At 42.3% G+C, this 19,675-nt stretch carries 22 protein-coding genes and 1 pseudogene; 4 read left to right on the plus strand and 19 right to left on the minus strand.

Going from position 1 to position 19,675, the window contains the following annotated elements:
- Nucleotides 1-13 precede the first annotated feature (13 nt).
- From PG840_RS09930 to PG840_RS09950, 5 genes and pseudogenes are all read right to left on the minus strand, one after another.
- A pseudogene (locus PG840_RS09930) lies at nt 14-388 on the minus strand (extracellular solute-binding protein); the annotation flags it as partial.
- 40 nt (nt 389-428) lie between these two features.
- Nucleotides 429-1,841: a glycoside-pentoside-hexuronide (GPH):cation symporter gene (locus PG840_RS09935; RefSeq protein ID WP_270613583.1), complete on the minus strand. Its 1,413-nt coding sequence runs from the start codon at nt 1,839-1,841 to the stop codon at nt 429-431.
- A gap of 16 nt (nt 1,842-1,857) precedes the next feature.
- Nucleotides 1,858-2,424 carry a TetR/AcrR family transcriptional regulator gene (locus PG840_RS09940; RefSeq protein ID WP_270613584.1) on the minus strand — a complete coding sequence of 189 codons (567 nt, stop codon included), beginning with the start codon at nt 2,422-2,424 and terminating at the stop codon, nt 1,858-1,860.
- Nucleotides 2,425-2,862: 438 nt separating this feature from the next.
- Nucleotides 2,863-3,378: a hypothetical protein gene (locus tag PG840_RS09945; protein ID WP_055157119.1), complete on the minus strand. Its 516-nt coding sequence runs from the start codon at nt 3,376-3,378 to the stop codon at nt 2,863-2,865.
- A gap of 212 nt (nt 3,379-3,590) precedes the next feature.
- Nucleotides 3,591-3,932 (minus strand): helix-turn-helix domain-containing protein, encoded by a 342-nt coding sequence (locus tag PG840_RS09950; RefSeq protein WP_270613585.1) that lies wholly within the window; start codon nt 3,930-3,932, stop codon nt 3,591-3,593.
- Nucleotides 3,933-4,537: 605 nt separating this feature from the next.
- Here PG840_RS09950 and nagB point away from each other — a divergent pair.
- The 4 genes from nagB (at nt 4,538) to PG840_RS09970 (ending at nt 8,457) form a co-directional block, all read left to right on the plus strand.
- The gene (gene nagB / locus PG840_RS09955; protein ID WP_008370457.1) at nt 4,538-5,269 is read left to right on the plus strand and encodes a glucosamine-6-phosphate deaminase; all 732 of its coding nucleotides are present in this window, start codon (nt 4,538-4,540) and stop codon (nt 5,267-5,269) included.
- A gap of 30 nt (nt 5,270-5,299) precedes the next feature.
- Nucleotides 5,300-6,430, plus strand: a complete 1,131-nt coding sequence (gene nagA / locus PG840_RS09960; protein WP_117558406.1) for an N-acetylglucosamine-6-phosphate deacetylase — start codon at nt 5,300-5,302, stop codon at nt 6,428-6,430.
- Nucleotides 6,424-6,903, plus strand: coding sequence for a PTS sugar transporter subunit IIA (locus PG840_RS09965; RefSeq protein WP_055157019.1), 480 nt, complete (start codon nt 6,424-6,426; stop codon nt 6,901-6,903). Before nagA ends, PG840_RS09965 begins: the two co-directional genes overlap by 7 nt.
- Before the next feature lie 81 nt (nt 6,904-6,984).
- Nucleotides 6,985-8,457, plus strand: coding sequence for a PTS transporter subunit EIIC (locus PG840_RS09970; RefSeq protein WP_270613586.1), 1,473 nt, complete (start codon nt 6,985-6,987; stop codon nt 8,455-8,457).
- Between the two features lie 103 nt (nt 8,458-8,560).
- On the opposite strand, the gene rsfS is transcribed toward PG840_RS09970, so the two are convergent.
- The 14 genes from rsfS to PG840_RS10040 all read right to left on the minus strand — a co-directional run bounded on the left by rsfS (nt 8,561) and on the right by PG840_RS10040 (nt 19,147).
- On the minus strand, nt 8,561-8,911 hold the full coding sequence (gene rsfS, locus PG840_RS09975) for a ribosome silencing factor (protein ID WP_270613591.1): 351 nt from the start codon (nt 8,909-8,911) through the stop codon (nt 8,561-8,563).
- An 8-nt stretch (nt 8,912-8,919) separates the two neighbouring features.
- Nucleotides 8,920-9,522: a bis(5'-nucleosyl)-tetraphosphatase (symmetrical) YqeK gene (yqeK, locus tag PG840_RS09980; RefSeq protein ID WP_270613587.1), complete on the minus strand. Its 603-nt coding sequence runs from the start codon at nt 9,520-9,522 to the stop codon at nt 8,920-8,922.
- Nucleotides 9,503-10,135, minus strand: coding sequence for a nicotinate-nucleotide adenylyltransferase (gene nadD / locus PG840_RS09985; RefSeq protein ID WP_022221033.1), 633 nt, complete (start codon nt 10,133-10,135; stop codon nt 9,503-9,505). The genes yqeK and nadD overlap by 20 nt, the downstream gene beginning before the upstream one ends.
- A 17-nt stretch (nt 10,136-10,152) precedes the next feature.
- Complete coding sequence (gene yhbY, locus PG840_RS09990) at nt 10,153-10,443, minus strand: ribosome assembly RNA-binding protein YhbY (RefSeq protein ID WP_008370480.1); 291 nt, start codon at nt 10,441-10,443, stop codon at nt 10,153-10,155.
- A gap of 32 nt (nt 10,444-10,475) precedes the next feature.
- Entirely contained in the window at nt 10,476-11,759 is a 1,284-nt protein-coding gene (obgE, locus tag PG840_RS09995; RefSeq protein ID WP_055248620.1) for a GTPase ObgE, read from the minus strand.
- Nucleotides 11,760-11,832: 73 nt separating this feature from the next.
- Nucleotides 11,833-12,117 (minus strand): 50S ribosomal protein L27, encoded by a 285-nt coding sequence (gene rpmA, locus PG840_RS10000; RefSeq protein WP_008370482.1) that lies wholly within the window; start codon nt 12,115-12,117, stop codon nt 11,833-11,835.
- 5 nt (nt 12,118-12,122) lie between these two features.
- Entirely contained in the window at nt 12,123-12,455 is a 333-nt protein-coding gene (locus PG840_RS10005; RefSeq protein WP_008370483.1) for a ribosomal-processing cysteine protease Prp, read from the minus strand.
- Between the two features lie 15 nt (nt 12,456-12,470).
- A complete protein-coding gene (rplU, locus tag PG840_RS10010) occupies nt 12,471-12,779 on the minus strand; it encodes a 50S ribosomal protein L21 (RefSeq protein WP_008370484.1) in 309 nt (102 codons plus the stop codon).
- A gap of 118 nt (nt 12,780-12,897) precedes the next feature.
- Complete coding sequence (locus PG840_RS10015; protein WP_022221031.1) at nt 12,898-13,311, minus strand: CBS domain-containing protein; 414 nt, start codon at nt 13,309-13,311, stop codon at nt 12,898-12,900.
- Nucleotides 13,312-13,400: 89 nt separating this feature from the next.
- Entirely contained in the window at nt 13,401-14,720 is a 1,320-nt protein-coding gene (locus tag PG840_RS10020) for an aspartate kinase (RefSeq protein WP_055157219.1), read from the minus strand.
- A 204-nt stretch (nt 14,721-14,924) separates the two neighbouring features.
- Nucleotides 14,925-15,407 carry a Cys-tRNA(Pro) deacylase gene (gene ybaK / locus PG840_RS10025; protein ID WP_008370496.1) on the minus strand — a complete coding sequence of 161 codons (483 nt, stop codon included), beginning with the start codon at nt 15,405-15,407 and terminating at the stop codon, nt 14,925-14,927.
- Nucleotides 15,400-16,590: a ribonuclease E/G gene (locus tag PG840_RS10030; RefSeq protein ID WP_270613588.1), complete on the minus strand. Its 1,191-nt coding sequence runs from the start codon at nt 16,588-16,590 to the stop codon at nt 15,400-15,402. Before PG840_RS10030 ends, ybaK begins: the two co-directional genes overlap by 8 nt.
- The gene (locus tag PG840_RS10035) at nt 16,591-17,298 is read right to left on the minus strand and encodes a TIGR03936 family radical SAM-associated protein (RefSeq protein ID WP_270613589.1); all 708 of its coding nucleotides are present in this window, start codon (nt 17,296-17,298) and stop codon (nt 16,591-16,593) included.
- Nucleotides 17,282-19,147 (minus strand): TIGR03960 family B12-binding radical SAM protein, encoded by a 1,866-nt coding sequence (locus PG840_RS10040; protein ID WP_117823677.1) that lies wholly within the window; start codon nt 19,145-19,147, stop codon nt 17,282-17,284. Before PG840_RS10040 ends, PG840_RS10035 begins: the two co-directional genes overlap by 17 nt.
- Nucleotides 19,148-19,675: the final 528 nt, after the last annotated feature.

The raw sequence follows: 19,675 nt of genomic DNA on the forward strand, positions 1-19,675 counted from the left end.
ACCTCGATTCTTTTTAATTATTTACAGTATTGTAGTCAGTGATCGCTTTGTTGATCGAATCTGACATTTTCTGTACTGCTGTGTCGACATCTTCTTTTCCATTCAGCATGCTTTCGATTTCAGACTCAACAGTTGCTCTTGCTTCCGGGAATACACTTAAAAGCGCACCGCAATATTCCGGTGAAGAATCATGGAGCTGATCGATTGCTGTCTGGAACTGAGGATACTGCGCGATATTATCTTTGAATGTCTGTTCATCGTGTGCTTTTGTGGTAACCGGGAAATATCCTGTCTGTGCATTCCAGTATGCCTGTGATTCCGAAGAGATCAGGAATTTTACGAATTCCCATGTTGCACAGAGTTTCTTTGGATCTTCAGTCCGCAAACTGTCTCACTAAAATTTCGTTATAAAATTATAGATATAAATATTATGCTCTCTTCCGTTCTTCCAGTGTTCTGGATATTTCTTCTGTCTTTTCATCTGTTAATATGTAATGTTTTCGGAACACAAGTAATCCGATCAGCAGTACAAGAATCGGAATGATCGTCATACACATCCGAAGTCCCAGCCTGGAAACAGGAGCGATTGCCGTCAGTACTTCTGCCGTTTCATCCTTCTTGATCTGGAAGATCTGAATAACGATCGAAGCCGCAAGTGCAGCCACGCCAGATGCAAGCTTTACCACAAAGGTCTGCATCGAAAAAATTACCGATTCGTCACGCCGGTTATTTTTCAATTCCCCGTAATCTACCGTATTTGCAAGAAAAATCGTCACAATGACATTCAGCATACCCATCGCTGACATAATAAGGAATGCCGGAACCAGAAGCAGATAGACACTGGTACTTCCGGAGAATGCAATCACAAGAAGGATCAGATATCCTGCAAATGCCATGGAAAAGCTGACATAAAAAAGATTTATCGTATTCATAAATTTCCGGAACAGCGGAAACAAAATCATCATCGCAAGAATCTGGAATGCACCGCCAAAGGTATTAAAAAGTGTATAATTGTTCTGCCATGCTTCCGGACTGAAATCATATTTGAAAAAGTAAATGACCAGATTCGATGTAATATATAATGCGGTATTGATCATAACAATTGCCACAACCATGGTTAGTGCCTGGTCATTGCGAAACAGTGCCCGGAACATTTCTTTTACCGTTGCTGTTTCCATATTTACCGAAGATTTTTCTTTAATAGAAAGGCAGGTAATCGTGATAAAAATGAAAAACAAAACCGCAATGATCAGTGCAAAATAGCGATATCCAAGCCGTTCAATTTCCGATGCACCTTCCCCGCCTGCCAGTTTGCCAAGCGTGGATACAGAAAGCACAGTAATGATCGTGACGATGGCAGAACCAACGCCGGCACAGGAACGTGCCATTGCAGAAAGATTTTCGCGCTCTTTTCCGCTTTCGGTAAAGGCAGGAATCATGGACCAGTATGGAATGTCCATCATCGTATAAGTTACGCCCCAGAGTATGTAGGTTACAGCCGCATAAGCAACCAGTCCTCTGCCTGAAAGAGAGGGCGGTGCAGCAAACATCAGATACAAAACAATGGCATTTGTCAGTGTACCGATAAAGAGCCACGGTCGGAACTTGCCCCATCTGGTTTTCGTCTTTGCTACGATAATTCCCATAATTGGATCGTTAAAAGCATCAAAAATCCGGGCGATAAACAGGATCACACCCATTGCCACAGCACTGACGCCCATGATGTCCTGATAATAATAAAGGACATAGGACGCTGACAGCATATAGACCATATCTTTCCCTACAGCCCCGATTCCGTAGGCAAACTTTTCTTTTCCTTTTAGTTTCTGTACTTCTCCCATAATAAATTCCCCCTTGTCAGATTGTAATGCCATCGATCAGAATGGATACGACTTCATCTAATGCCTCATGATAAGAAATTCCATTCTGGACCAGCACATCTCTCTGGAAAAACTGTTCTAATGTGGCTTCCATCATGGTTTTTAAAATTGGAATCTGGATATTTCGAATTTTTCCTTCTGTGATGCCCTGTTCCAGTAATGAAATCGTACTCTCCCACCCGGTTTCCAGACGGGATTTTACTTTTTCATAAACTTCGGGATACCTCTCCTTTAACTGATAAAGCTGTCTGAGATCAAGCTCCCGATACCCTTCCGGTAACACACCAAGAATTGCTCTGATTTTACCAACCGTATCCAGACTCAGATCTTGAAGAACTTCTTGTTCACTTTCTTTGATCGAGGAAAAACAATAATCAACCATCTCCAGAACCAACGAATTTTTGTCAGGAAAAACAGTATAGATTGTTTTTTTGCTGATTCCCAGAAGAGATGCAAGATCATCCATTGTAAATTTTAATCCCTTTTTTTGAAATGCCTGGATGGTTGCTTCGAGAATATCGCCTTTTAAATTTTGATTCGGCACAAGATCATCTCCTTTTGGAAACTATTTCTCTTGTAATAGTTTCCTTGATTGTAGCATCTTTGCACACAAAAAAACAAGCAACTAAATTCACAAAAATAGTTTCTTGTTTTTGGTAACTTTTTAATATTGAATGACATCTCTTTTTCTGCGGATACATTTTGATTTAAAACTCTCTTGGTTGCAATTTTTTTTAGTATAAAAACAGCTGCGGAATTGCTTCCACAGCTGTTGCGTGCTTGAAACCGTACCTCTACACTGTGAACTGACACAGGTTTTTTACAGGGGGATTTAAAAATTTAAATTGTATACTTTTCCAAAAATGTTTCTATGAACAAGAACACATAACCTGATAACAAATAACCAATAAACGATGACATTGAACCATAACCAACCGTCTATAAGCTTTGTTGAAGATATACCCTGTACGGAAATTCCTACTTAGATATCCACATCAAACAACACTGTCTGATTGTAACGATCCAGTGCAATCTGCATTTCCATAATTGTATTGGAAATACGGTCGTATTCCTGACGGATTACTTCCAGATCATAGTTGATATATTTATATTCCGGTACCGATCCGGATGAACTGAAGGAATTACTATACACACGCATTTTCGGAAGCCGCTTGCGCATATCGTCAAGAACAGCTTTTCTTTTGTTAAGCTGCGCCATTCGGATCAGAATGCTGTCAATGCTCATCTCCTGATTGCCAACCTGCACTTTTGCGGTGGCATTTGTCAGGTTCAATGTATGTTTGATAGTAACAATCTTCCTGTCGATCTCATCAATTGTATTTGCAATGGTCATATAATCATATTCCGGAATGACCGGCTCCTCATTGACCGCAGCCACATAGGTACTGGATGCTGCCTCCTTGTTTACCCAGAATGCTTTATCTTCCTCAAGGCTTCTCAACATCTTGTTTGCATAAGCTGATGTAATTTTCTTCATGATTTTTGCCTCCCATACTGTTCTCTTGCTTACAATATAAATGATGTAACCGGATTGCTCCATTGCTATGCAATTCCCGCAATCCTCGAACACCATATAAATAATATCTGTTCCCCAACTTCTGGTTTAATTATAATTATATGATAGCTGTTTGTCATTCAACCAACAGTTTAAAACTCTACAGAAAGAACAAAGAATGTGTGAAGCACATTCTAGCGCCTGTGGCGGTCGCTTGCGACATCTTCATTATACGCCGCAGTGCGCATCCTGCCGGAGGCTTTTATTACATAGAAAATGACATTTCCTATGTAATAAGAAATATCCCCGTCAATGACGAGGATATCTTCAATCGAAGTATGTAATAATCTACTTAAAATAATGAAATTGTCTATACTGGGTAACGATTTGCCGGAAAGCCATTTATAAATGGCCTGCGGATTTTCAAATCCAAAAGCTCCCTGGATTTCCCGAATTGTATATCCTTGTTCCAAGAGTAGCTTTCTTATGCGTTCTCCAGTCTTTTTCGGCTGGATTGACAAATACATGGGTTCCATACTTTGTGCCTCCATGATTCAGAATCAAGTTCCCTGATAACTTATATATTATAACACAGAAAGCATCGGATCACCAGTATCAGTCTCTAAAACATCAGAAAATATATTTACAGATATTCCGGATCCACCTGTTTGCCATCGCTCCAGATTCTTTCCAGATCGTAGAACAGACCCTTTCTGTCCTTGCTTCGGAAATGGATTTTATTCAATCAGAAGTTTATAAAAACAGCTTTTTCCTGGAAACCAAAATGAGTAGAAATCCTTAAAACCGTTAGAAACAAAGATTGTCCAGCAATATCCCCATAAGATATGAAAAGCAAGGATAACATTTTTATGTATATTTGTTGTTTTTGTTGTTTTTTATATACCTCACGTAGTTTTTTACATGGGTAATCTTGATTTTTTTGTTATAATAATATCATGAATTTAGCTAGAAGAATATTCACCAATTTCAATGTAATTCGGTAAAACGCTAAATTTTTTGTAGGCAGAAGTGTGTGCATTGGTTAGGATGTGTATATGTACTAATACAACTTGCTGTGATATATGCAAATTGTATAAAGAATCGTGGCGTTTAATATTTATGGAATGGAGAGAGGATAAAAATGAGAATTTACAAAGCAAAAGATTACGTAGACATGAGCCGCAAGGCTGCCAATATTGTTTCTGCACAGGTTATTATGAAACCAAATTGTGTTCTGGGGCTTGCAACCGGATCTACTCCGATCGGTCTTTATAAGCAGTTGGTGGAATGGTATAACAAAGGTGATCTTGATTTCTCAGAAGTTATGACGGTAAACCTTGATGAATATAAAGGACTTAGCCGTGACAACGATCAGAGCTACTACTATTTCATGCATCAGAACCTATTTGATCATGTGAATATTCCAGCTGAGAATACACACCTTCCAAACGGAATGGAACCGGATTCTCAAAAAGAATGCCAGGAATATACCAATCTGATTCAGTCTTTAGGCGGCGTAGATCTTCAGCTTCTCGGAATCGGTCATAACGGTCATATCGGATTCAACGAACCGGGGGAAGCTTTTGACAAGCAGGTTCATTGTGTAAATCTGACTCAGTCTACCATCGAAGCAAACAAACGTTTCTTTGCTTCAGCTGACGATGTTCCGAAACAGGCTTATACAATGGGAATCAAGACGATCATGCAGGCAAAGAAAATCCTGATCGTTGCAAGTGGCGAAGATAAAGCAGAAATTGTAAGAGATGCTTTCTTTGGTCCGATCACACCGAAGGTTCCTGCTTCTGTTTTACAGCTGCATAATGATGTGACTTTGGTAGCTGACGAAGCTGCACTTAGCAAACTTCCTTTATAATCATGTCTGTAAGGAACGGAGGCTTTGAAAATGATCATTAAAAATGCGTCAATTTATACAGAAAATCATACTTTTGTGAACGGGAATGCAGTTGTAGAAAATGGCAGATTTGTAAGTTTTTCGGATTTTTCGGAACAGGATGCCCAGATCGTGGATGCCCAGGGACTTTATATGATTCCGGGACTTGTGGACATTCATTTTCACGGATGCATGGGAGCAGACATGTGCGACGGTACAAAAGAAGCACTGGATATCATTACGAGATATGAAGCGTCCATCGGTGTGACTTCTGTCTGTCCGGCTACCATGACAATTGCTAAAGACGAGCTTTTAAATGTTATGAAAAATGCAGGTGATTACGCCTACAATGGCGGTGCACACCTGGTCGGTATCAATATGGAAGGACCATTTATCAGTGCTTCCAAAAAAGGTGCCCAGGCAGAAGAAAATATCCTGCATTGTGATTATGAATATTTCTGCCGGCTTCAAAAAGCGGCAAAGGGACTGATCAAACTGGTGGATCTTGCACCGGAAGAACCGGGAGCCATGGAATTTATCGAGAAAGCAAAGGATGAGGTGGTTATATCCCTTGCGCATACCGCATCGGATTATGATACTGCAAAAGAAGCCATTCAGCGTGGTGCTTCCCATGCAACCCATTTGTACAATGCAATGCCACCATTGAATCATAGAAATCCGGGCGTAATCGGTGCAGTCAGGGATTCTGAAACATGCCATGCAGAGCTGATCTGCGACGGTGTACATATTCACCCGTCTGTGATCCGCGCAACCTTTGCCATGTTTGGTGCGAAGCGTATGATCCTGATCAGTGACAGTATGCGAGCAACTGGTCTGAATGATGGAGATTACACCCTTGGCGGACAGCCGGTAAAGGTAAAAGGCAATCTTGCTACTCTGCATGATGGAACAATTGCTGGTTCTGCTACGAATCTTATGGACTGTGTGCGTTTTGTGGTTAAGAAAGTCGGCCTTCCGTTTGAAACAGCAGTTATGTGCGCATCTGAAAATCCGGCAAAAGAAATCGGAATTTTCCATGAGGTCGGAAGTATCTCCGCTGGTAAGAAAGCAGATTTTGTGCTTTTAGATAAAGATTTGAATATAGTAAGCGTCTATGTAGATGGAAAGGAGATCACATGTTAGGTTTATTTAAAGGAAAAAATAAGGGGAATCTACTCCACTCCCCGTGTAACGGAAAAGTCGTACCGATCACAGAAGTTCCGGATTCGACTTTTGCGGATAAAATATTAGGAGACGGATTTGCAGTCATTCCTTCCGAGGGAAAGGTCTATGCACCGGCAGATGGGGAAGTGAGTATGGTATTTGATACTCTTCACGCCGTTACTATGACAAGCACCCAGGGAACAGAGATTCTGATCCATATCGGTCTTGATACCGTTACACTGAAAGGAGAACCTTTTACCCCCCATGTTGTTGCAGGTGACAAGGTAAAACAGGGAGATCTCCTGATGGAAGTTGATCTGGATAAGATCCAGGCAGCCGGATTAAATACCATTACTCCGGTACTCATCTGTAATACAGATACTTATGGAAAAATAGCCCTTCAGAAGAAAGGCGAAGTCACACTGGAGGATGCTGTGCTTAAATTATCCTAGGATCTGTGCTTTTTCAATCGAAGCTGACTGGAATGGTCCAGTTTAGTGTATACTTTTATTTTATTTCTAAGGAGGAAAAACATGAAATTCTTACAAAAACTTGGTAAAGCGTTAATGCTCCCGGTAGCTATTCTTCCGATCTGTGGTATCCTCATGGGTATTGGATACAGGTTATGTCCGGCTGCGATGCAGGGTGGAGACATCCAGGGTGCAGCAAATCTGATCGGTCTGTTTTTAGTAAAAGCAGGTGACGCTCTGATCGGCAACATGGCAATTCTTTTTGCAATCGGTGTCGGTGTCGGTATGTCTGAAAAAAATGATGGTACAGGTGGTATCGCTGCTCTTGCTTCATGGCTTATGATGACAACACTTCTTTCAACAGGATTTGTTACAACGATCATGCCTTCTATCGCAGACAGTGCAACAAAGACACTTGCCTTCGACAAAATCGCAAACCCGTTTATCGGTATTCTTGCAGGTATCATCGGATCAATGTGCTACAACAGATTCAAAAACACAAAGCTTCCGGACTGGTTGGCTTTCTTCAGTGGAAAACGCTGTGTAGCAATTATTGCAGGAGTTGTTTCTATTCTTGCATCTGTTGTTTTATTATTCGTATGGCCATTACTTTTCGGTGCACTTGTTGCTCTTGGAAAAGGTATTGTTGGTCTGGATGTTGTAGGAGCCGGTATCTATGCATTCCTCAACCGACTGCTGATCCCTACCGGATTACATCACGCACTGAACAACGTATTCTGGTTTGATACCATCGGTCTTGGTGACTTACAGCACTTCTGGGCCGGTGAAACATCTGCAGACGTATCATGGAGTCTTGGAATGTACATGTCAGGATTCTTCCCATGTATGATGTTTGGTATCCCTGGTGCAGCTCTTGCTATGGTAAAATGTGCAAAACCGGCGAAAAAGAAAGTTGCAATCGGACTTGTAGCTTCTGCAGCTATTTGTGCATTCATCTGTGGTGTAACTGAACCGTTCGAATTCGGATTCATGTTCCTTGCACCGGTACTTTATGTAATTTATGCAGCACTTTACGGTATCTTCACAATGATCACGGTTGCTCTTGGATTCCGTGCAGGATTCTCATTCTCAGCAGGTGCGATGGACTTATTCTTCTCTGCTTCTCTTCCGGCAGCAGCTAAGACATGGCTTATTATTCCGCTTGGAATCGCAGCATTCTTAGTTTTCTATTTCGTATTCCTCTTCGCGATCAAGAAATTTGATCTGAAGACACCAGGTAGAGAAGATGATGATGATCTGGAAGCAGAAAAAAATGTAGAACTGGCAAGTGATGACTTCACAGCTATCGCAGCAAAGATTCTTGAAGGTTGCGGCGGAAAGGAAAACATTGCAAGCATCGACAACTGTGTAACAAGACTGAGACTGGAAGTAAAAGATATGACTGCAGTTAACGACAAAGTGATCAAATCTGCAGGTGTTGCAGGTGTTATTAGACCTGGAAAAACTTCTGTACAGGTTATTGTTGGAACTAAAGTACAGTTTGTTGCAGATGCATTCTCTAAACTTTGTGAATAATCTTATAAATCTTGAATAATTGTATCAGAAAAGCAGGGCGCATGCCCTGCTTTTTACATTTAAAAAAAGAATGTGCCGAAGCACATTCTCATTTTGAATTCTTTTATAATTCTTCCGGATCAACCTGTTTGCCATCACTCCAGATTCTTTCCAGATCGTAGAACAGACGGTTCTCTCTGTCGAATACATGTACGATAATATCGCCAAAGTCCAGCAGTACCCAGCTTCCAAGGCCATAGCCTTCACGCTGTTTGACTTCGTATCCTGCTTTTCCGAGTGTCTCTTCTACATTGTCAACCAGTGCTCTTACCTGGCTTTCGTTGGTTCCGTTTGCAATGATAAAATAATCTGCAAGCACAGAGATTCCTGCAATGTCAATTACACGGATATCTTCGCCTTTTTTGTCAGCGAGTGCTTCGCAGGCAAGTTTTGCCATCTCTTTTGACTGCTCGATTGTCTGCATCAGTTTTTGTCCTCCTTTTCGGAATCACTGTTTTTCAGGTTCTTATAATATAAAAATGTCTCTTCTGTCGCAGGATCTAACGTTGCACCTTTTTCGGCAAGATATGTAAGTGTATCTTCCAGAATACGGTAAAGACATGCATCGATATCTACAAATGCAAGCGCACGTACTTCCGGAAGATTTGGTGCAACATCTCTTCCAGGCTCAATATAATCTGCGATATAAATGATCTTATCAAGCAGAGACATATTCGGACGACCGGTTGTATGAGACTCGATCGATCGTAGAATCTCTTCATTTTCTATTCCATATTTTTCCCGGGCAAAAAATGCGCCCAGCTTTGCGTGCAGAAGTCCCGGATTTTTGTACTCTGCATCGGAAATTTCGATATGATTTTTCTCGCAGAGCTTAATCTTTTCATCTGCCGGCACACATTTTGCACAGTCATGTAAAAGTCCTGCCGTCAAAGCCTGCTCCAGATTGGCACCATAACGCATGGCAAGGCAGCCTGCCGTATGCATCACACCGATCGTATGATCATAACGGTCTTTATCCAGGTACCGTTTTACTTTTTTCTGCATCTTAAGTATTGTTTCCGTCATGTTCACTCACCTGATATAATCTGTTCAAATCTATATAATCTGCAACCTTTTTCGGAATCGGAAGATCTTCTGTCTCTCCTCCTCGGATCATCTGCCGGATCTCACTGGAAGAAACCGGCATCACAGGGGTACGGAGAAGCCGGATATCACATGCATACTTTTCTTTCAAATATGTGATCTGACGGCGCATTTCTTTCGGCGCTCCTGCATCATCCCGATATGCTGCCAGGATGACCGCTGTTTTCAGAAGTCTTTCCGGACATTTCCAGGTTTCCAGATTGAAAAGAGAATCCGCACCGATGATAAAATAAAATTCATCCTGCGGATAAGTCTCTTTAAAATACTCCATTGTCTGATAGGAGTACGAAGTTTCCTTTCGATCCATTTCATAGGTACAAAGCCGAAAATACGGGATCTCTTCAATTGCAAGGCGTGTCATTTCGGCACGGTCCTGTAAATCTTTTCGTATTTCCGGATTTGATTTATGGGGCGGATTGCCGTTTGGCATATACCACACTTCATCCAGATGGAACTGCTGGTATGCATATTCACCAAGCATCAGATGCCCGTTGTGGATGGGATCAAATGTTCCGCCCATAATACCGATTCTCATAATCTATACTCCACTCATTAAGGAAGAACGATTTTCTTCTTGTCGTCTTTTCCCTCTTTATAAAGAACGATTTTTCTTCCGATAACCTGTACCACCTGGGAACGTGTACGCTCTGCAAGGATCTCTGCCATTCCACGCAGATCATCTCCACAGTTCTGAAGAACGTGAAGCTTGATCAGTTCTCTTGCTTCAAGCGCTTCTGCAACAGCTGCGGTAAGTTCCGGTGTTACGCTGGATTTACCGATCTGAAGGATCGGATCCATTGTCATCGCAAGGCTCTTTAAATAAGCTCTCTGTTTGGAAGTCATAAAACTTCTCCTTTCTGAAATTATGTTCTTTTCTAACGGTAATATTCAAACTGAAGACCGTACATACGGATAGTATCGCCTTCCTGAACACCTGCATTTTCAAGCTGTTCAAGGATACCGGTTTCTTTCAGGAATTTCTGGAAGAAAGCAAATCCCTTCTCGGAATCCAGATTGGTGTAACCAAGCATCTTTTCGATCTTCGGTCCCTCTACTACAAATACATCGTCTTCTTTTTCCACGGTATATGGAAGATCCATGTGGATGATCTCTTCTTCCGGGAAATATTCCTGTTCAAATACGATCGGCTTGTCATCCAACTTCTGAAGTTCATTATTTACATAGTAAAGAAGATCAGAAAGTCCTTCTCCGGTTACACCGGAAATCGGGAATACCTTGATTCCTTTTGGCTCGAACTCATCTCTCAGTCTCTGGATCGGATCTTCATCTTCGGAATAGATCAGGTCAACCTTATTCGCTGCAATGACCTGTGGACGCATGGAAATTTCTTTGTTATAGGCTTCCAGTTCAGCATTGATCTTGTAAATGTCTTCAACCGGATCGCGTCCTTCGATACCTGCCGCATCCACAACATGGATCATCATCTTGGTACGTTCAACATGACGCAAAAATTCATGTCCAAGTCCGACACCTTCTGATGCTCCTTCAATCAGTCCCGGAATATCTGCAATAACAAATCCCTTTGCACCTTCCAGATCTACAACTCCAAGGTTCGGGCTGAGTGTTGTGAAATGATAATTTGCAATCTTTGGCTGTGCATTGGTTACACGGGAAAGGAATGTGGATTTACCAACATTCGGGAAACCTACAAGCCCAACATCTGCGATCACCTTAAGTTCCAGATTCACCCAGAGTTCCTGTGCAGGCTTTCCCGGCTGTGCATACTTCGGAACCTGCATGGTAGAGGTTGCAAAATGCATATTTCCAAGACCGCCCTTACCGCCTTTTAAGATAATCTGGCGCTGGTTCTCGCCCGACATATCGGCAATGACTTTATTGGTCTCTGCTTCACGGATAACTGTCCCTTCAGGAACTTTCAGGATCAGATCCTTTGCATCCTTACCATGGCAGCGCTTTTTGCCGCCTTCCTCTCCGTCCTGTGCTTTATATTTTGTTTTGTGACGGAAATCTACCAGTGTGTTAAGACCTTTGTCCACTTCAAAGATTACATCACCGCCACGACCGCCGTCGCCTCCGTCCGGACCGCCATTCGGAACATATAATTCCCTGCGAAAGCTGACGTGACCGTCGCCGCCCTTTCCGGATCGGATATATATTTTTGCTCTGTCTGCAAACATAATATGTCCTCCTTATTTATGACTAAAAACAAGGCTTCAAACCAAAAAAGTTTGAAGCCTCTGTTAAATCTGCTTATTCAGCTACTGGATAGATAGAAACCTGTTTCTTATCTCTTCCTTTTCTTTCAAAACGAACAACACCGTCAACCAGTGCAAATAATGTATCGTCACCACCGCGACCTACATTGATTCCTGGATGAATCTTTGTTCCGCGCTGTCTGTAAAGGATGTTACCAGCTTTTACAAACTGTCCGTCTGCTCTTTTTGCTCCAAGTCTCTTAGATTCAGAGTCACGACCGTTCTTTGTAGAACCAACTCCTTTTTTATGAGCGAAAAACTGAAGGTTTAATTTCATCATGGTTGTTACACCTCCTCGTATGTCAAATCCATATATTCTCTGTAGTTCTCATCTTCTGCAATTTCTTCCAGACCAAGAACCATCGCGTCAAGCAAAAGCTTTGCCTCGCGAGTCGGATTACCTTTAAGTCGATAGTCAATGAGTCCTTTGGATTCATCGGATACAAGGCTTGTACGGTCATCCGCAAATTTCTCAATGGCATTCAAAGTATTGATCGTGAGTACGGAAACAGCTGCGCAGACAATATCCTGTCCTTCTTCACTGAATCCTGCATGACCATGTGCTTTGAAACCTACACATTGATGTTTTTCATTTTTATAAATGGTTACTCGTATCATATAACCACCAGCTTCTTACGCGTTGATCTTTTCGATCTTAACTGCTGTATACTGCTGTCTGTGTCCGTTTTTCTTGTGGTAACCTGTTTTTCTCTTATACTTGTAAACGATAACTTTTTTAGCTTTTCCGTCACCAATTACAGATGCTTCAACTGTTGCACCTTCTACTACTGGTGTTCCAACTTTAAGCTCGTCACCACTTACTGCGAGAACCTGGTCAAAAGTATAAGACTGTCCGGCTTCCACACCAAGCTTTTCTACTTTAATGATATCGCCTTCGGCTACTTTGTACTGTTTACCACCTGTTGCTATAATTGCGTACATATGGCACCTCCTATTATCATTACTCGCCAACTACGGTGTCTGATCAAATCAGGACTTATAACCTCGTTGTGCGGCATACCTCTGTATTATACAGTGGCATGCCGCACAAAGTCAACCCCTAATTTGCGATTTTTTTAATTTTTTCATAACAATATCCGATAATGTCTTTACGTGTTATGATTCCTATGAAATTCTTCTGGTCATCTATGACCGGAACAAAGTTCTGATCCATCGCTTTTTCCATCAAATCTTCCATATTGGAATCAGCGCTTACCGGCCGGTAATCTGCTCTTCTTGCAATCTTCGTGATTGCAATGTCTTCTGCTCCTTTCAGATTCAGGATGTTCAGCTTCTTAAGTCCCCAGAGCAGGTCTCCTTCGGTGATTGTACCGACGTATTTACCTTCCCGGTTGATCATCGGAATGGATGAGTATTTGTGGTACTCCATGATTTCCATTGCCTGTCTGAGCGTGTGGTAGTCATATACAAATGCCACTTCTGCTTTTGGCTTCAGGAAAAATAATATATTCATTTTCGTATCCTCTCTTGTATGAATATTCTGTACAGGGGAGTTTTCCCCAACACCTGTACTATACCATATTTGAGGATCGAATTGAAGATTTACAGCTGAGTGTTAACAAAAATATCATAAATTGCTTTGATTGCTGCTTCAAAGTCGTGCTCTCTCACACCGATGATAATATTTAACTCGCTGGATCCCTGATCGATCATTTTTACATTGACATGTGCATGTGCCAGTGCGGAGAAAATTCTTCCGGCTGTACCGCGTGTCTGACGCATTCCACGTCCAACAACAGCGATCAGTGCAAGATCGGATTCCAGTTCGATGTCATCCGGATTCACGGCACGGTGGATGCCCGCAAGCACTTTCTGCTCATGTTCTTCAAATTCATCCTGATGAACGAAGATAGTCATAGTATCAATTCCTGACGGCATATGTTCAAAAGAAATCCCTTCATCTTCAAATACACCAAGAACCTTGCGGCCAAATCCGACTTCTGAGTTCATCATTGCTTTTTCAATTGTAATAGAAGCAAATCCACGCTTTCCTGCAATACCGGTAATTGTATACTTCGGCTTTCTGCAGGTTCCTTCTACGATCAGAGTACCCTTTTCTTCCGGTGCGTTTGTATTACGGATGTTGATCGGGATTCCTTCTTTACGAACCGGGAAGATTGCATCTTCATGTAATACGCTGGCACCCATATAAGAAAGTTCACGCAACTCTTTGTAAGTAATTGCTTCGATTCCTTTTGGATTCTTGATGATACGGGGATCTGCAATGAGGAATCCGGATACGTCTGTCCAGTTCTCATACATATCAGCATGTGTGGCTCTGGCAACGATCGATCCTGTTACATCAGATCCGCCGCGGGAAAATGTCTGGATCGTTCCGTCCGGACGTGCTCCGTAGAATCCAGGAATCACGGCACGCTCTACTTTTGAAAGTCTGTCTGCAAGTACCTGGTTAGTTTCTTCTGAAAGGAAGTTCCCATTTTCATCGAACTTGATCACTTCTGCCGCATCGATAAACTCATATCCAAGATAAGCTGCGATTACACGTCCGTTTAAATATTCTCCACGGGAAGCAGCATAATCTCTTCCGATCTTCTTTGCAAAATTATCACGGATGGTGGCAAATTCTTCGTCAAGAGAAAGAGTGATCCCAAGCCCTTCAATGATTTCCTGATATCTCTTCTGAATGTCAGCGAGTAATTCTGTAAATTTCTTCTCTTTTACAGCTGCGCCGTAACAACGATACAGCATATCTGTTACCTTGGTGTCGTCGGAAAAACGCTTTCCCGGAGCAGACGGTACAACGTAACGTCTTGATTCCTCTGAAAGAACGATCTTTCCTGCCTTTTTAATCTGTACTGCATCGGCAAGAGAGCTTCCGCCGAATTTCACTACCTTAATCATCTGTTGGTATTCCTCCATCTCTCAATTCATGTATTCTGATCTGCACATGGCAAACCTGCATTTTCTGCAGAAACACCGGCAGATGTTTCTACACTTATGTAGTTATTACTTTATTACGCTGACGTGAAAAATGCAAGATTTTCTTTTGGAATCTGTTGAAAATCTTGCATTTTGTCTAATAGAATTTCTTTTTTTGAAAACTTTCTATGCATGAATTACATCTGCAAATGTAGCATCCGCTGCTTTTCTCAAATCCTCTGGTGCAAGTGTCAGTTGTGCACCGATTCTTCCGGCACTTACATAGACTTTCTCAAACTGCTGTGCACTTGCATCAATGACCGTCGGAAAATGCTTTTTCATTCCGATCGAAGTGCATCCACCACGCACATAGCCGGTAAGCGGTGTTAACTCCTTTAAATGAAGCATTTCAATAGATTTTTCACCAACCGCTTTTGCAGCCTTCTTAAAATCAATCTCCGCTTCGATCGGGAGCACGAACACATAATGTTCACCACTTTTTCCAGTTGTGACAATCGTCTTGTAAACCTGTTCGTGAGGCAGATTCAGCTTGTCGGCGGTTTCAATTCCGTCCGTGAATTCATCGCATTCATAGGTCTGATATTCGTAAGAAATTTTCTTTCTGTCTAAAATTCGCATTGCATTTGTTTTGACTTCTTTTTTACCCATGTAAACTTTCCTCCAGTGTTTTTCGGATTTTCTTTCGTGTAATTTCCACCAGCTGCAGTTTCGTCATTCCAATCACATTTCCCGGATTTGGGTCCTTCTTTAATTCCAACTGCAGATACGCAAGAAGTTCTTTCTTCTCTTCTGCTGATTTCATGTTGATAAAATCAATAATAATGATACCGGAAATATTGCGGAGCCGGATCTGGCGGACTGCTTCCCTTGCTGCCTCCCGGTTGATCTCCGGAAAATGAGAATTCTTTTTCAGACATTTTCCGGAATTGACATCGATTACAGTCAGCGCCTCGGTTGGCTGGATCACCAGATAAGCCCCGGATTTCATCCATACCCGTTCTTGTCTGGCTTCTCGGATCGCCCCTTCCAGGTTATAGCATTTTACAAGTGGATAAGACGGATCCGTATACGCACGGAGAAGCGGAAGTTCATCTGGCATTTCCGTTTCCAGATAAGTCTGAACTTCTTTATACAAAGCTCCATCTTCTATCGTTTCCTCTACAATAATTTCCGTCAAATTTTTTTTGTAAATATCCCGGAGTGTCTGTACGCACGGATCTGGTGCACTCTGCAGACAGCTAAAGCAGGTCCGCATCTTGCCATATTCTACGATTCTGTGATAGTTCTCTGCCAGTTTGTCAATTTCGGCACGGATCTGTGTTTCTTCTGCTTCCACACAATTTGTCCGGAAAATCAATCCGAAATCACAGTCTATATAGTCCTGTCCCAGCTTTTGCAGTTCTTCTTTCCGGGCACCGTGAATTTTACCGGATACACCAATGGTACGATTGCCGGAAGTCAGTACTACATACTGCCCGGTGAAATTTAAGTTCCCGGTCACGACAGGCTGCTTGGTTTTCACTGCTTCTTTCTCCACCTGAACCAGAAGCTCATCACCGATCACAAGTGGCTTCTTTCCGATCTTATTGGTGAAAACCGGGGTATATTTTCCATCCAGCGCAAAATAGCATTGCTCACCATTGGCAATTTCAACAAATGCACCACCGATATTCGGAAGGATTTTCCGTACTCTTCCGACATAAATTTCACCCAGGCGGCAGCTCTTTTTTTCTCCGCTACTGCCAAAGTGAAATTCCGTTACTTTCTCATCCTCTAAAAGTGCAAGCACCCGGCGGTTCATGCATTCCGTAAGGAGTACTTTTCGTTCCATCTATACAATCTCCGTTCCAAGCGCATCCAGTGGAACCAGAATCATCTTGCCCTCCGTGTCTTCGGATTCCGCAAAAGTTTCCAGTCTGTGGTGGGTAAAGGTCACTTCCTCCACATACATACCAAGATAGCGGACAAACGCTTCTGTGACCAGCTCCGGCTTTAAGTTCTGGACACTTCCTGCTGCCACACGCATATAAATCTTTCCGTCCCGGCATTCCAGCTTGTAGATCATCGGACGAATGTCCACTTCTTTTTCACTCTTTTTCGTCTTTTTGACCACACAGATTTCATTCTGCGCATAAAAAGCTTCCAGCTTTTCAGCAAGATCTTCCGGCAGGCTGCCATTTTTTACCGAAGATAAATAGTCGGCACCTGCTACGATTGACATTCCTTTGCTTTTCTTATCATCCGGGATCTGCACAAAGCTGACGATCTCCATGCCGTCTACCATCTGTTCATTCAGCCGTCTGACTGCTTCTTTGCTAGCGATTGACTCGGTCAATTCGATATCAAAATATTCCCCGTCACTGGTAAGCCCTACGCCAAGTGGATTAGCGAAAGACATGATCATATGCGGGCTGTAACCACTGGTAAATGCGATCGGAATCTCGGCACGGCGAATCGCTTTCTGGAAATACCGCATGATATCCAGGTGTCCGATGAACTTCATCACTCCATTTTTCCGAAATTTAATTCTTGCCTTCAAAGCAGACACCTCCTCCGTAACTTGCTGCCCCACAGCCGGAACATTTTGCACGACAGTTCGGGGTTACATTCCCTTCCATTGCATTCTTCCATTCTCTTATAAGGAAAGATTTTGTCACGCCACAATTGATGAAATCCCATGGGAAGATTTCATCTAATTCACGCTTTCTGAGATTATAGAAATCCATGTCCACACCTGTATTTTCAAAGGCCTGCAGCCATTTATCATAATCAAAATACTCATCCCACGCATCGTAAATACAGCCAAGACGGTAAGCCTCTTCCAGAACCTTTCCGACCTTCCGGTCACCGCGGGCAAAGACGCCTTCCAGAACGGTTACTTCGGCGGTATGCCAGTTGTAGCGCAGACTCTTGCGGTTCAGCTGGTTGCGGAATGCTTCCTGTACAATTCCTGCACGGCGGATATATTCTTCCATCGGCTGCATGGTCGCCCACTGAAGCGGTGAAAATGGTTTCGGTACAAAGAAGGAACTACTTGCCGTGATCTGACATTTTCCATTTCTCTGATCCTTCGGAATCTCATAATACCGGCGTGCTACTTTATCTGCAAGAACAGCAATTCCTTCCATATCTTCCTGGGTTTCGGTCGGAAGTCCAAGCATGAAATAGAGCTTGACCTTCGTCCATCCACCTTCAAAAGCCTGTCCTGCACCATTTAAAATGTCGTCTTCCGTCAGACCTTTATTGATTACATTACGCATCCTCTGTGTTCCGGCTTCCGGGGCGAAGGTCAGACTGCTCTTACGCACATCCTGCACCTTGCTCATAACATCCAAAGAAAATGCATCGATACGAAGGGACGGCAGGGAAATGTTGACGCCCTGTGTGTGGAACTCATCGATCAGGAAGGTGACGATCTCTTCCAGTTCGTTGTAATCACTGGAACTTAAAGAACTTAAGGTGATCTCTTCATGTCCCGTATTTTTCAGCATTGCACGTGCCGTCTCTTTGAGCATATTGATATCACGCGGACGTGTCGGACGGTAAACCATTCCCGCCTGACAGAAACGACATCCACGGATACAGCCGCGCTGAATCTCCAGAACCGCTCTGTCCTGGGTTACTTTGATAAACGGAACAACCGGCTTTAACGGATAGGTTGTCTGGCTCATATCTGCCGCAACTACTCGTTTGATTTTTTCCTTTGCATGCGGATTGTTTGGCAGGAAAGATTCGATTGTGCCGTCTTCTTTGTAAGTGACATCATAAAAAGAAGGAACGTAAATTCCCTCAATCTCTGCTGCCATTTCCAGAAATTCTTTTCGGCTTTTTCCGGCTCTCTTCCACTTTTTGTATGCTTCCAGAAGTTCATCATAAACCACTTCGCCCTCCCCGATATAGAACATATCGAAAAATTCAGCCAGTGGTTCTGTATTGTAAACACATGGTCCACCACCAATGACAAATGGATCTTCTAAAGTTCTGTCTTCACTGTGAAGTGGAATACCGGATAAATCCAGCACCTGCAGTACATTGGTGTAACACATCTCAAACTGTAATGTGATGCCAAGAAAATCAAACTCCTTCACCGGATCCTGAGATTCCAGGGTAAAAAGTGGAATATGTTTTTCGCGCATGATCTTATCCAGATCGATCCACGGAGAGTATACTCTCTCACACCAGGTATCCTCCCGGCGATTGAACATATCGTACAGAATCTGGATTCCCAGATGGGACATACCAACCTCATATACCTCCGGGAAACACATTGCAAAGCGGATTTCCACCGCATTTTTGTCCTTCATTACCGAATTGACCTCATGACCGATGTAGCGGGCAGGTTTCTCTATATTCAGCAAAATATCATCATCTAATGCTAATTTCCTCATTTTTCCTCCATTTTCAGTTTATTTATTTGTGATTTTTACACAATTTTAAGTGTAGAAATTTTACAATTTATAATATTTTCAATTTTAAAACCACTTTATTTTTTACCGTTTTTTTGCAAAAAAATGCTCCAAATTTTACCCCGTTTTTTGCTGTTTTACGACCGTTTTTCAGTCGTAAGAATTGTATGCGACTACTTACGACTGAATGCGACTACAGCGATACTTTATCATATTATATAATACTGTAAACGATGAATTTGAAACGGGTATTTTATTAAGACAATTACTTTTAATAATAGCTTGTTTAAGTGAGAAAATCAACCATTTTAGCCATATCAAAGTCCCGTTGTGCTATTTTTTCATCGTTTTTTTGCACCTGAGAGATCAAATTTTCTGCATAATCCTCTTCCTCATACGGCAACATAAACCAGCAAGCTTCTTGTTGTTATCATAACACTTATCGCAAATACAAAAGACGCCACCCAACGAATTAGCGCCATATCCGTTTTTAGTTAAATACACAGGATT

Origin of the sequence: Coprococcus sp. AM97-35, assembly GCF_027697525.1 — a bacterium.
Classification (GTDB): Bacteria; Bacillota; Clostridia; order Lachnospirales; family Lachnospiraceae; genus Allocoprococcus; species Allocoprococcus comes.